The sequence below is a fragment of the Streptomyces sp. NPDC088147 genome (genome assembly GCF_044741565.1).
GTDB lineage: Bacteria > Actinomycetota > Actinomycetes > Streptomycetales > Streptomycetaceae > Streptomyces.
Genome location: NZ_JBIUSY010000006.1, coordinates 561,094 through 575,969, shown reverse-complemented (window position 1 = coordinate 575,969; position 14,876 = coordinate 561,094). Strand labels below are relative to the sequence as shown.

5 protein-coding genes are annotated in these 14,876 nt (G+C 66.6%); all 5 read left to right on the top strand.

Annotated elements, in window-relative coordinates; all coding sequences use genetic code 11:
• Positions 1-195 precede the first annotated feature (195 nt).
• The 5 genes from ACIOGX_RS23270 to ACIOGX_RS23250 all read left to right on the top strand — a co-directional run bounded on the left by ACIOGX_RS23270 (position 196) and on the right by ACIOGX_RS23250 (position 14,489).
• On the top strand, positions 196-1,146 hold the full coding sequence (locus ACIOGX_RS23270) for an LLM class F420-dependent oxidoreductase (protein ID WP_401915807.1): 951 nt from the start codon (positions 196-198) through the stop codon (positions 1,144-1,146).
• A gap of 176 nt (positions 1,147-1,322) precedes the next feature.
• On the top strand, positions 1,323-2,510 hold the full coding sequence (locus ACIOGX_RS23265) for a DUF418 domain-containing protein (RefSeq protein WP_401915804.1): 1,188 nt from the start codon (positions 1,323-1,325) through the stop codon (positions 2,508-2,510).
• A 155-nt stretch (positions 2,511-2,665) separates the two neighbouring features.
• A complete protein-coding gene (locus tag ACIOGX_RS23260; protein ID WP_401915802.1) occupies positions 2,666-6,967 on the top strand; it encodes a LamG-like jellyroll fold domain-containing protein in 4,302 nt (1,433 codons plus the stop codon).
• Between the two features lie 189 nt (positions 6,968-7,156).
• Positions 7,157-14,023 (top strand): polymorphic toxin-type HINT domain-containing protein, encoded by a 6,867-nt coding sequence (locus ACIOGX_RS23255; RefSeq protein WP_401915920.1) that lies wholly within the window; start codon positions 7,157-7,159, stop codon positions 14,021-14,023.
• Positions 13,962-14,489, top strand: a complete 528-nt coding sequence (locus ACIOGX_RS23250; RefSeq protein ID WP_401915799.1) for a DUF4265 domain-containing protein — start codon at positions 13,962-13,964, stop codon at positions 14,487-14,489. Before ACIOGX_RS23255 ends, ACIOGX_RS23250 begins: the two co-directional genes overlap by 62 nt.
• The last annotated feature ends 387 nt before the right edge of the window (positions 14,490-14,876 follow it).

The window sequence follows — 14,876 nt, the reverse complement described above, 5'->3', positions numbered from 1 at the left end:
GGTCGCCCGGCTCGGCGACGGCGGGCACGCCAAGGGCGTCATGTCCCTGGTGCCGCCCGACGTCGCCGAGGACCCGGACAAGCCGCGCGCGATGGGGGACAGGCTCGAAGAACCCGCTACCGCATTCACACAGCTGAAAGGAAGCCGTCACGCGCCACCCGGAATGCGTGTCGATTGCCGCTGGTTCGCACGGACATGACTGTGGGAGTAGCACTCAACGCGACCGGTCCCGACAATCAGATCGACGCCACCGTGCGGCTGGCTCAGGAGGCCGCGACAGCGGGGCTGCGGTCCGCGTGGTTCGGCCAGACCCTGGGCGCCGATTCACCTCAGCTCGCGGCGATCGTCGGACGTGAGGTCCCCGGGCTACAGGTGGGCACGTCCGCGATCCCCGTCTTCGGACGCCACCCGCTGACCGTCTCCAGCCAGGCCCTGACCGCGCAGGCGGCCACGCACGGCCGCTATCACCTCGGACTGGCGCTCGGCAGCAAACTCGTGGCCGAGGGGGCTTTCGGCATCCCGTTCGAGCGGCCCGTCGCGCGGCTCCGTGAATTCCTCACCGCTCTGCGGCAGTTGACGGAAACCGGCACCGCCGAATTCCGTGGCGAACTGCTCACCGCGAACACGCCGTTGCCCGCACGGGTGCCGGGCGCCGAGGCCGGTGTGCCGCTGCTCGTGGCGGCGATGGGGCCGCAGGCGCTGCGTGCCAGCGGTGAACTGGCGGACGGGATCCTGCCCTATCTCGCGGGGCCACGCGCGCTGGCGGAGCATATCGTCCCGGCCGTCACCGCGGCCGCGGAGGCCGCCGGCCGGCCCGCTCCCCGGATCGTGGCCCTCGTGTACGGCGTGGTCACCGACGACGTCGACGCCGTACGCGCGAAGGCCACGGAACAACTCGCGTTCTACGAGCAGATCCCGTCCTACGCGCGGGTCATCGAGCTGTCCGGCGGTGAACGGGCCGCCGATGTGGCCGTGATCGGCGACGAGGCGACGGTCGCCGCCGAGGTACAGCGCTACCGGGACGCCGGCGCGACGGAGGTGGTGTTCGCGGGAACGGACATCGCGGGGGAGGCCGACCGACGCCGCACCTGGGCCCTCCTGGGGGACCTGGCGGAGAAGCCCTGGACGAGCGCGAGCCCGACGTAGCGTCGTCCGCCGGAAGGGCGTTCCTGGGCGGACGGGGAGGACGTGCTCGTCCAGGCGTGCACCGGCCCGCGCGAGGGCTGACGGCACCGCGCGCGGGCCTCGTACATCTTTCGATGTAGCGGCTGTTCGTCTGCGGTCATGACGTGACCGGCCGGCCGCGCCGGGACGATGAACCCATGACCGAGACCCTGACCTCCGCGGCCACGACGCCCGGCCGGCCCGCCCGTCTCCCGCTGCTCGATGTGATGCGAGGGGTCGCGATCCTCGGCACGCTGATGACCAACGTCTGGATCTTCACGAGCCCCGGCGCGGAATGGGCCGTCCTCAGCGGCGGACAGGGCGAGATGTCCTTCGACTCCGTCCCGGCGGCGGCCGAGAGCACGATGCGACTGCTGGCCAACGGCAAGTTCCTGTCGTTGCTGACGATCCTGTTCGGTGTGGGCCTGGCCATCCAGTACAGCGCGGCGGAGCGACGCGGTGACCCCTGGCCGGGCCGGTACCGGTGGCGGGCCCTGTTCCTGTTCGCCGAGGGGACGGTGCACTTCCTCCTCGTCTTCGCCTGGGACGTCCTGATGGGGTACGCGGTCACCGCGCTGCTCGTGGCCTGGCTGCTGACCCGTACGCCGAAGGCGCGGCACCGGGTGATGTGGTGGGCGGCGGGGCTGCATCTGGCCCTCATCGGGCTGCTGACGGCGGGTCTCCTGGCGGAGGGCTCGCAGGGCGGGACACAGGGCGGCCAGTCCGTGCCGCCCGAGGTGGTGGACCTGTACGCGCACGGCGGCTACCTCGAACAGGTCAGGTTCCGGCTGGACAACGCGCTGGACTTCCGTATGGAGCCGCTGCTGTCGTTCTGCCTGCTCGTCTTCCTGTTCCTGCTGGGCGTACGGCTCTTCCGCGCGGGCGCGTTCGGCTCCGACGCCACGGGGCGCCGCCTCCGCGCACGCCTCCTCGCATGGGGCCTGGGCCTCGGGCTCCCGCTCAGCGTCGCGCTCTCGCAGGCGGGCCCGGACCTCTTCTTCCTGGACCGGTATGTCGCGGGTCCGCTGATGGCGCTCGGCTATCTCGGACTGACCGGTGCGCTGGTGGAACGGGTACGGCGTCCGGGCCCCCTGCTGAACGGCCTCACCGCCGTCGGCAGGACCGCGCTCTCCGGCTACGTCCTGCAGAACGTGCTGTGCGTGTTCGTCTCGTACGGCATCGGCCTCGGCCTCGCGCACCGGCTCGACGAATCGTGGCGGCCGTGGTGGATGATGGGACTGTGGGCGCTGGTGTGCGCCGTGCTGATGGCGGGCTCCACACTGTGGCTGCGGCGCTTCCGGACGGGCCCGCTGGAGTCGGTCCAGAAGTGGGCCCTGCGCCACTGACCCCGCGCGCGATCCGAACCGGGGCGTCGTTGTCGCCGCGCTCTCTTCATGGAATTGATCACTATTGACAACGCTGTGCGATAGCCCTTTAACTCTGCGAAGTTGTTTGGTTTCTGTGAAGGTCGGGGCGGGGATTGATGGGCAAGGTGCGGGGGATGCGTGCTGTCCGCGTGGCAGTGCGCGAGCGGCGTCGGGGCGTTCGGACACCGGTAGCGCTGTTGGTGTGCGGGCTTGCGGTCGTGCTGCCAGCGGGCCTTGTACCAGCGATGGCTGCTCCTGCCGTTGCGCAGACGTCGGTACGTACGGCGAGTCCCGCCCAGTCTGTTGACGAAGACCCGAGCCGGGCGACTACGGATGAGGCTCTGGCCGAGGCGAAACGTTCCGGCAAGTCGGTTGAGGTGGGTTCGCTGCGTGGGGAGCGCAGTGATGTTTTCGCCAATCCCGACGGGACGTTGGAGGCGCGGGAGTATCTGCGGCCCGTGCGTGCCCGGGTGTCGGGCGAGTGGAAGCCGATTGACACGGACCTGGCCGCGTTGCCGGACGGGGCGGTCGCTCCGAAGGTGACCACGGTGGGGCTCACGTTCTCCGGGGGCGGGGATGGGCCACTGGTGCGGTTGGAGAACGCGGGGCGTGAGGTCGCGCTGTCGTGGCCCGGGGCGCTTCCGGTCCCCGAGTTGGACGCTGCGACGGCTACCTACCGTGAGGTGCTGCCGGGTGTCGACCTGAGGATGGGGGCCCAGGAGGACGGTTTCACGCAGCTCCTCGTGGTGAAGACGGCGGAGGCGGCGGCGAGCGGAAAGCTGGCCGCGCTGCGTCTGAGTCTCGCCGCCGAGGGCGTGGATGTACGGGAGACCGCGGAGGGCGGTCTGGAGGCGGTCGATCAGGGGGCGAACGGCGCGGTGTTCGAGGCGCCCAAGCCGATGATGTGGGACTCCAGCGCCTCGTCCGACAACGGCGCGACTTCTGCCCGGCTGCGGTCGGCCCCAGCCGGCGCCGAGGGCGCTGACGACGCCGGCGAGCCGGGGGCGGGTGAGTCGGGCAAGTTGGTTCCTGTCGAGGTGGAAATTCCGGCTGGCGGCGAAGCGTTGGTGTTGAAGCCGGACATGGATGTGCTGTCCGGCGTGGATACCGTGTATCCGGTCTTCATCGATCCGCAGTGGTATTCGCCTCGGGCGACGGCGTGGACGATGGCGTCGAAGTACTGGGCATCGTCGCCGCAATGGAAGTTCAACGCGGACTCGGACGCGGGCCTGGGCTTCTGCAACTGGGCGTACTGCCAGCCCAATGACACCAAGCGGCTCTTCTACCGGATTCCGACGGCGACGTTTGCCGGGAAGTCGATCCTGAGTGCTGAGTTCGTGGTGCGGAACACGTGGTCGGCGTCGTGTGAAGCGCGAAGCGTGGAGTTGTGGCGGACGAAGGACATCTCGTCGTCGACGACGTGGACCTCACAGAACGCGTCCGGGTTCTGGATCAAGCAGCTGGCGTCGAAGTCGTTCGCGTACGGCTACAGCGGCTGCGCGGCGAAGGACGCGGAGTTCGATGTGAAGGCGGCGGTGCAGGAGGCCGCGAACGGCAAGTGGCCGACGATGACGTTCGGGCTGCAGGCGGCGAACGAGTCGGACGGGTCGGGCTGGAAGAGGTTCTCGGACAAGGCATACCTACGGGTGAAGTACAACCGGCCGCCGCCACAGATCAAGATGTCACAGCTGACCATGGAGTACGGCGGTACGTGCAAGAAGCCGGAGAGCGCGGCGCGGGTGCGGACGCTGGGCAAGGTCTACGCGAACAACATCACGGACCCCGATGGTGACAACGTCGCGGTGCAGTTCCAGGCGTCGTGGGACACCGGAGACGGCAAGGGGATGGTCGCCCGCTGGAGCCCGTCCCTGACCTCCTACAAGAAGTCCGGTTCGAGTTACTCCGTCAGCCTGCCGACTTCGATCCCGAAGAACAAACAGGTGGCTTGGTACGCGCGGTCGTACGACGGAGGACAGTACTCACCGTGGTCGACGGCGGGGGATCCGACGGGCTGTTACTTCGTCCACGACACGAGTGTCCCGAAGGCCCCGGCGGTCATGTCCGGGGAGTATCCGGAATCCGATCCGGAGAATCCGGAGGATCCATGGCTGGACGGAGTCGGTAAGTACGGCACGTTCGAGCTGAAGGCGTCCGATAGCGATGTGACCAAGTACTGGTACGGCGTCAACGGTGATCCGACGTCGAAGAACACCGTGACCACGACAAGCGGTGCGGTGAAGACGATGCAGGTGCTTCCGTCCGAGCCGGGGCTGAATTTCGTCACCGCCCAGGCATTTGACGCCGCGGGCAATGGCAGTGAGATCCGTACGTACCAGTACCGGGTCAAGGCCGGACAGCCCGAGCGTGCGGCCTGGACGCTGGATGATCCGGCCGGTGCCACCCAAGCACAGGGCACAGCCGGCCTCCGCGTAGCGGACCTGCACGGCGGCGCCACTCCGGGCGTCCCGGGTCAGATCGGGACGGCGGTGTCGTTCGACGGTGCAGACGACTACGCCCGGACGGACATTCCCACCGTGGCTACCGAGAGCGGCTTCTCAGCCGCGGCCTGGGTGAAGCTGTCGAAGGTGCCCGATACGGCGGCGATCATCGCGGCGCAGCCGGGCAACTACAGCCCCGGCTTCGAGCTCTACTACTCGAAGTCCTATGACCGCTGGGTGTTCAATCAGTACGTGTCCGACACCCCGGATTCCAACGCGGTGCGGGCCATGTCAGCGACAGCGGGCGGGGCGAAGGCCGGGGAGTGGACGCACCTGGTCGGCACGTACAGCCAGACGGATGGTGAGCTGAAGCTCTACGTCCAGGGCCAGTTGGTCGGCACGACGCCGTACACCACTCCGTGGGACGCGCGGCGTGGGTTGCAGATCGGCGCCGGCTCGTACAGCGGGAAGCCCGGTTCCTTCTTCCCGGGGACGATCGACGATCTACGGATCTACGACAAGCCGCTCACGGCGACGGAGGTGACGCGCCTCCACAACAAGCAGGCCATCGGGACCGGCCGCCCGGCCCGCGCGGTCTTCCCGCTGGACGAGCCCGCCGACGCCACCCAGATCACCGGCCACGCCGATGTCCACCCCGCAGTTTTCAAGGGCGGGGCAATCGCGGGCCGGCCCGGTGTGGACGGCATGTCGCTCACTTTGGACGGAACGGACGACTACGCCACTGCCGCGGCCCCGCACGTCAACAACCGGCGGAGTTTCACGGTGTCGGCGTGGGCGAAGCTGCCGAAGACGAAGCCAGACCATGCCGCGATCATCGCGACCCAGGCAGGGGAGCACAAGTCCGGGTTCGAGCTGTATTACTCCAGCGCGTATGACCGGTGGGTGTTCAACCAGTTCGTTTCCGACACCACCGATTCCAGCGCCATCCGTGCCATGCAGGCCGAGGGTAAAACCGCGTACGGCGGCGAGTGGACGCATCTGGTGGGTGTGCACGACACGGTCGCCAACCAGCTGACCCTGTACGTCAATGGTGTCGAGGCGGGTAAGGCGGCTGTCTCCCAGACCTGGTACGCGGGCGGTCCGGTCCAGATCGGCGCCGGATCGTACGAAGGCCGGCCCGGTTCCTTCTTCCCCGGCCAGATCGACGACGTGAAGCTCTTCGACCGCCCCGTATCCGCCGACGAGGTACAGCAGCTCTTCAAGCAGCGGCCTGTGGTCAAGGGGCGGTGGAAGTTCGAGGACGTCACGGAAACAACTCCGGCGACGACTCCGGACGATTCCGCACAGGGCAACACGATGACGCTCCAGGGCGGGGCAAAGCCCGGATACGGATTCGTGGATCTGGGTGGCGTCGAACTGAACGGTGTCGACGGCTACGCTGCCACGGCCCGGATGCCGGTGGACACGTCCGGCAGTTTCACGGTGACAGCCTGGGCCCAGGCTTCGTCGACTCCCTCTGGCGAACGCGCTCTGGTAAGTGCCGATGGCCGTCGGACCAGCGCATTCGCGGTGCGGTACGTGCCCGATGCCTCGGATCGCGAGGGGCTTGGCCGATGGCGACTGAGCCTTCCGGACCAGGACGCCGACACGGCGGTCGTCGCGGAAGCGGACAACGGAAACTTCAACGACGTCCGTGACTGGAACCACTTGGCCGTGGTCTATGACGGGTTCACCAAGCAACTGCGGCTCTACGTGAACGGGAATCTCGAAGAGGTTGCCTGTTCCGACGCGGACAGTGATGGCGCGTCGGACGATGCGGGGTGCGCGGACCTGGTGCCGTGGGCGGAGAACGCGCTCTCGTTCCAGGCCCCTGGCGCACTCCAGGTCGGCAGGGCCAAGAAGGACGGCACATTCGGTGGGTATTTCCCCGGTCTGGTCGACGATGTATGGGCCTTCCAGGGGCCGTTGACCGACGCGCAGATCGAGAAACTGGCCGGTAGTTGGTTCGACGTCCCCACTCAAGTACCGGGCGGCTGAGGACGTTCCGTCCGGTGCTGAAACGCGGCCTGGGTGGAGATCCGGCTCGAACGTGAGAATTGCCCGCCGTCGGCGAAACGGCGTGGACCTGAGTCGACCTTGCGAGGAACGAGAATTCGGATGAATGGCAGATTGGGCAGACACGGCTCCGTGCTGCGGGGGCGGATAGCACTGGCGACCGCCGCAGTGATGGTGGGCACACTTCTGCAGGCCACGGTAACCCCGGCCGCGAGTGCCGACGACGGAGAAGTACCTTCCGCCCGCGCCTTGGTGGAACGGCCCGTCAAGGGCGGCGAAGGCATCAAGGTCAAGCCCCGCAAGGTGATGAAAGGGCCTCGTACACCGCAGGGGGCGCCGAAGGCGGCCTGGCCCTCACCGGGGTCCGCTGTCGTCACGCTCCCCGAAGCTGTGCAGGCGCGCTCCTCGCGGGCGATCAAAGCTAGTGGTCTGCCGCTCACGCTGAGCCCAGGCGCGAAGCCGGACAAGCGTGGAAGTGCCGCCGGTGATGTCGCGGCGCGTCTGCTCGACAGGAAGACCGCTGCGAAGGCGGGTGTCGACGGTCTGCTGTTCACCCTTCAGCCGCAGAATGAAGCGGCCGCGGGCGCGGTGGGCGCCACCGTGGACTACTCCGGTTTCGACGAGTCCTTCGGCGGCGGTTACGGATCCCGGCTCACCCTTGTCGAGCTGCCTCAGTGCGCGCTCACCACGCCGCAGAAGAAGCAGTGCCGCACCGGTGAGCCGGTCAACACCGTCAACGACACCGAGAAGCAGACCCTCACCGCCAGTGACGTCGAACTGCATGACGGCGCCCCCACCGTCCTCGCGGCGCTCGCCGCGGAGGGCGGAGGAACAGGTGACTTCACGGCCACGTCGCTCTCACCGTCCGCCGCTTGGAACACCAACCTCAACACCGGTGATTTCACCTGGTCCTACGACATGCCGGTTCCCAGTGTGCCCGGCGGCCTGACGCCTTCGGTGGGACTGTCGTATTCGTCCGGTTCGGTCGACGGACGCACCGGCAGCACCAACAACCAGTCTTCCTGGGCCGGTGACGGGTTCGACCTGTGGCCGGGGTACATCGAACGCCGCTACAAGCCCTGCGCTGAAGACGGCGTCGTGAGCGACGACGGAAGCAAACCAGGCGATCTGTGCTGGACATACGACAACGCCTTCCTCACGTTCAACGGCAAGAGCGGTGAGCTCATCTCCGCCGGGAACGACGAGTGGAAGCTCAAGAAGGACGACGGCACCCGCATCGCGCGCCTCACCTCCACGAATCGTGGCAACGGTGACAACGACGGCGAGTACTGGCGGCTGACCTCACCCGAAGGCACGCGATACTACTTCGGCTACAACCGTCTGCCTGGCTGGGCGGAGGGCAAAGAGACCACCGACTCCACGTGGGCCGCGCCCGTCTTCGGTAACAACTCCGGCGAGCCCTGCCACAGCACCAGTGGCTTCGCCGACTCGTGGTGCCAGCAGGCATGGCGGTGGAACCTCGACTACGCCGTCGACACCCACGGCAACGCCGTCGCCTACTACTACGACCAGGAGAAGAACTCCTACGGGCGCAACCAGAAAGTCGCTGATGACACCCGCTACACCCGCGGCGGCTACCTGGACCGCATCGAATACGGCCTCAAGTCGTCCTCCATGTACGGGACCAAGGCCCTGGCCAAGGTCACCTTCGGAAACTCCGAACGCTGCCTCCCCAACGCCGCCACGACATGCTCGTCCATCGGCAGCGACTCCTTCTACTGGTACGACACCCCCTGGGATCTGAACTGCGAGAACGGGACGGACTGCGACGACGGCAAGTTCGCGCCCACGTTCTGGACCCGTAAACGCCTGACCTCCGTCACCACCGAGGTCCTCAAGGGCGACGGAAGTTACGCCCCGGTGGACTCCTGGAAACTGGCTCACCGCTGGGGCATGGCCGACACGGACTACCAGTTGTTGCTCGACTCCGTCCAGCGCACCGGTCAGAGCGCCACGCCGGCGATCACCTTGCCGAAGACCACCTTCGCCTACACCCAGCTCGAAAACCGCCTTGACAAGACGGGGGACGGTTACGCGCCGTTCATCAAGGCACGTCTGTCCAATGTGTCCGACGAGTCCGGCGGGCAGATCAGCGTCAACTATTCAGCGCCGGTCTGTGACTGGAACGCGCTGCCGACACCCGAGACGAACACGACGCGCTGTTTCCCGCAATTCATCGGCGGCAGCTTCAGCGACGATCCCGAGCGGCAGTGGTTCAACAAGTACGTCATCACCTCCGTCACCGCCACCGACCGTACGGGCGGCGCTCCGGACCAGGTCACCGCGTACGAGTACAAAGGCGACGCTGCCTGGCACTTCGATGATGACGACGGCTTGACCAAAGAGAAGTTCAAGACCTGGTCCCAATGGCGAGGGTACGGCCATGTCAGGGTGAAGACCGGTGGGCAGGGCGGGGCCGCAGCCCTGAAGTCGCAGGGAGACACGTACTTCCTGCGCGGTATGGACGGCGACCGCAAGACTGTCTCCGGCGGCACCAAGTCCGTCAGTGTCACTCTCAACGCGGGGGAAGGCGATCCCCTCACCGACGACGAGGCAGCGGCGGGCTTCGCCTACAGGACCGTCAGCTACTCCGGTCCTGACGGCAAAGTCCTGTCCAGGAGTGTGAACCGTCCGTGGCATCACGAGACGGCCAAGAAGGTGCGCGACTGGGGAACGGCCACGGCCAACTTCACCGGCACCGCCCAGACCAAGACCTGGGCCTCCACGGACAACGGCGCGGGGAACACATGGCGGATCACATCCGCCAGTACCGCGTACGACACGGTCGCGGGACGGCCCGTTCAGGTCGACGACTTCGGCGACAACGCCACAGCCGCGGACAACCGGTGCACCCGCACCACCTACGCGTCCGACACCGCCGGGAGCCTTCTCAACCTCGCCTCCCGCGCCGAGACCGTCGCCGTCGCCTGCGACGCCACCCCTGACCGCTCCAAGGACGTCATCTCCGACATCCGCACCGCCTACGACGGCCTCGCCTACGGCGCCGCACCCACCAAGGGCGACGCCACCGCTACCGCCGTGCTGAAGAAGCACGACGGCACGACCGCCACCTATCTTGAGTCCGGAGCGACCTACGACACCTACGGGCGCCCGCTGGCCAGCACCGATCTGACCGCGAATGTGACCGCGACGGGAACGGGCAGCCCCGTACGCGCGGCACGCGCCGACGGCCGGACGACCACCACGTCCTACAGCCCCACGACCGGTTTCGCTGCCTCCGTCACAACGGTCACGCCACCGGCCGTGACGAGCGACACCACCACCGCACAGAAGACGGTCACCACCCTGGACCCGCTGCGCGGCCAGTCCGCCGAGGTCACGGACACCAACAGCAACAAGACCAAGTTCACCTACGACGCCCTAGGCAGGAAGAACAAGGTCTGGCTCGCCGACCGGTCCACCACCAGCGACAACCTGCCCAACTTCCAGTTCGACTACCGGATCGAAGAGAACAAACCTGTCGCCGTCGCCACCCGCACGCTCAGTGTGGGCGGCGGCCATCAGGTCACCGGCCACACGCTCTACGACGGATTCCTGCGCGAACGGCAGACACAGCGCGCAGGGCCGGACGGCGGCCTTCTTCTCACCGACGTGTTCTACGACGAACGTGGCCAGGCCGCCAAGGAATTCGCCGACTACTACACCCTGGATGCCACGGCCGGCGCGCTGTTCAAACCCGCTGACGCGCTGAGCGTGGAAACTCAGACCCTCCACGCCTACGACGGACTGGGCAGGGAAACCGAGACCACGAACATCGCCGGCAACGGTGAGGGCGGCACGGTCCTCGGCGTCACCAAGACGATCTACGGCGGTGACCGTGTCACGGTCATCCCGCCCGAAGGCGGCACCGCCGCCACCACTCTCGTTGACGGGCGTGGTCAGACCACCGAACTGCGCCAGCACCACCAGCGCACCGCCGATGCCGCCTACGACACGACCTCCTACACCTACACCAGCCAGGGTGCGCTGAAGAAACTCACCGATCCGGCCGGCAACAGCTGGAGCTACACCTACGACCAACTCGGACGCCAGACCAAGGCCGACGACCCGGACAAGGGCATCGCCACCCGCACCTATGACGACCGCGGCCGGCTCACCTCCACCAGCGACGCCCGCCCCGGCAACAGCCTCCACTACACCTACGACGACCTCGGCCGGCAGACGGAACTCCGCCAGGATTCCGCGACCGGTCCGCTGCGCGCCAAGTGGGTGTACGACAAGGCCACCGGCGCCAAGGGGCAACTGGCCGAAGCCACCCGCTATGACGGCAGCAACGCCTACACCTACAAGGTCACCCAGTACGACCGGCTCTACCGGACCGTACGCAGCGCCGTCACCATCCCGACCGCGGAACAGGGACTTGGCGGCACCTACCAGACGGGTGTCTCCTACAAGCCCTCCGGCGTCGTCGGCGCCGTGAGTTACTCGGCCGCGGGCGCCCTTCCCGGCGGCAGCTACAGCATCAGCTACGACGAGGACACCCAACGCCCCCTGGCCATGCTCGGTGACGGCTACAGCACAACCACCAGCTACAGCCTCACCGGCAAGCCACTCGTCTCCTCACTGGGCAATACCAGCGGCGGGACGAAAACACAGATCACCAACACCTACGAACGGGGCACGCAGCGCCTGTCGACCTCCCGCGTCGACCGGCTGGACGTCGCAGGAGTCGACAAGCACCTCACCTACCAGTACGACCAGATCGGCAACATCCGCGCCGCCGCGGACGTCTCCCGATCCGGCACCGACAACCAGTGCTACACCTACGACTACCTGCGACGCCTGAGCGAAGCGTGGACCGAGCCGGACACCACCTGCTCCACCGCACCGGCGGCCCAGGCCGTCGGCGGGCCGGCTCCGTACTGGAACAGCTACAGCTACGACAAGACCGGCAACCGGCTCACAGAGACCCAGCATGACCCCACGGGCGACAGCGCCAAGGACATCAAGAGCACCTACACCTATCCGGAAGCCGGCAAGCCCCGCCCGCACGCCCTCACCTCCGTCACCAGCACCGGCCCCACTGTCACCTCCCAGGACAACTACACCTACGACGAGACGGGAAACACCGCCACCCGCACCCTGTCCGGAGACACCCAGACCCTCACCTGGAACGCCGAAGGACAACTCGCCAAGGTCACCGAGCCGGACGGAAGCGGCAGCAAGACCACCGAGTACCTCTACGACGCCGACGGCAACCGCCTGATCGCCCGCACTCCCACCGAGACCACGCTCTACCTCGGCCATACCGAGATCACCGTGCCCAAGGGCACCAGCACCCCGAAAGCCACCCGCTACATCGATCTCGGCAGCGGCAACCAGGCCGTCCAGGACAACAACGGCGCCATCACCTTCACTCTCGCCGACCACCAGGGCACCGGCCAGCTCGCCATCACCTCCGACAGCCAGAAACTCACCCAGCGCCGCACCCTGCCCTTCGGCAGCCCCCGCGGCACGGAACCAGCCACCTGGCCCGGAACCAAGAGCTTCGTCGGCGGGACCAACGACACGTCCACCGGCCTGACCCATCTCGGCGCCCGCGAATACGACCCTGACACAGGCCGCTTCATTTCCGTCGACCCCCTCATGGACACGGCGAACCCGCAGCAGCTGAACGGCTACTCCTACGCCGACAACAGCCCCGTCACCATGAGCGACCCCAGCGGCCTCATGGCCTGCGCAACACCGATCGAGTGCGGCGGCGGAACCCAGTACGGCAACAACACCCCGACCAAGAAGAGCGGAGGCAAACCGCTCAACGACCCGTCCTGGGGATGCAACGGCTGCGACGGCAACAGCTACGACGACGGCTGGTGGGTCAACAGCGGCTGGAACGACGCCCCCAGCGGCCCCTCACTCGTTCCTGGCTATCAGATGGCCCTCCCTGGCGTTCACGTACCGGCCGACTGGGATCAGGCACAGAAATTCAAGAAAGAACTCCGGCAAACCCTGCAAGGCGGGGGATGGAGCATCGGCGACATCGCCGGATACAACACCAACCCAGTCGACGAAGAGGCATTCAACACCGGCCAACGCGTCGTCGACCTTGCCAAATACAACGTCTGCGGGCGCATCGAAGGCCACTGCCCTGAGACGGTCTCCTCACTCAGTGGCGCCCTCGGCGCCGGTGCCGCGTTGGCAGTGGCCGCGGGCACCGGCGGAGGACGCGGCCTCGGCGGCAACAGGCTGAGCGGCCCGTGCAACAGCTTTGTCCCCGGTACCGAAGTTCTCCTCGCGGACGGAACCTCCAAGCCGATCGAGGAACTGAAGGTCGGCGACAAGGTACTCGCCACCGACCCCGAAACCGGCGAGACCAAGGCGAAGACGGTCACAGCCGAAATCAAGGGCGAGGGGCTCAAGAAGCTGGTCAAGGTCACCTTCCGCCTGGACAGCGAGAAGACGGCCGACTCGACCGCGTCAGTGACCGCGACGGACGGACACCCCTTCTGGGTCCCCGAGCTACGTGAATGGATCGATGCAACCGACCTGGACGCGGGACGGTGGCTTCAGACCAGCGCCGGAACACGCATCCAGATCACGGCGGTCAAGCGCTGGACGCAGCAAGCAACGGTCCACAACCTCACGGTCGCCGACCTCCACACGTACTATGTGCTGGCGGGGGCTACGCCGGTCCTGGCTCACAACTCTGGGCCGTGCCCGTCAGGTCCAGCTCGATTTGAAGTTGACAGCAGTGGAATCGCTACCGATCTCACGGCTAATATGACGCGCGGGGGGAGAGCATTTACTCCGGCTGGAAAGCGCGCCGTGATCCAAGGTAACGCGGATCGCAACGGCGGAAAGGTGATATGCAACAACTGCGGAGTGGAAACCGTTCCTGCGCAGCGATCACGCAGAGGAGTCGTTCCACCCGAAAACGAGGTTGCGGTCGACCACATGTGGCCCCAATCGCAAGGTGGTCCCGGATCTCCATGGAATGGGCAGATCCTGTGCCGGGCCTGCAATAGAGCCAAATCGGATACATGGCCATGGCCGTAGTGGCGGGTGGCATTGGGGTGATCGTATGGACAAGGTGAAGGTTGTCTTCCCGTTGGAGCGCGATGCAGACGGGTACCCACCCGTAGACGTTGAGCTTGCGTGGGCGACTCCACTAGATGAGCCGGGGCTCTGCCGTCTAGAGAACATTCCGTTCTATGCGGTCGGAGTAAGCTTGGGGGATGAGATTGGAGTCTCCCTTGTAGAGGGTAGAATCGTTTTCAACGGGACGGTTCGTAGCAAAGGTCATGCAACGATCCGAGTAGTCGTATTTAATCCGGGAGAAACCGGAGCCGTAATTCGCGACGTCGAAAGTGCTGGCGGACGTTGCGAGGTCGCGAACATTCCCAATCTTATTGCCGTTGATGTTTCGGATTCTTCGCTAATTCCTGCGGTGCGGCGTGCTCTGGGGAGATGGCTGATGGGGCGGAAAATTGACGTCGAAGAATCCAATGTGCGGGTCGGTTAATTAGCCCGACAAATGCAGCCGAAGGCCCGTCCTGAGAGATTGTAGGCTTTCAGGACGGGCGGCCTTGGATAGTCAGATTCAAGGAAGGAGCCCCGCAGGCAGGAACATTCAGCGGGGCTCCTGAGGCGTTTGACGGCAACGCTGACGGCAATGTCAGCGGATGACGACTGCAACAGGTGGGTCGTCAGGGGCGTCGTCCCGGCCGTCGGCTCAGGGCGTCGACGGCGTCTTGCTGGAGGCGGAGTTGGACGCGGGCGTTGACGGTGGCGGAGACGCGGTTGTGGGCGTGGCCAAGGAATTTCTTGATCACGACGAGGCCGACGCCCTGGTCCAGGAGCGGCGTGGCGGTCGAGTGCCGGGGTTGAATGCGGCTACGGCGGAGGACCG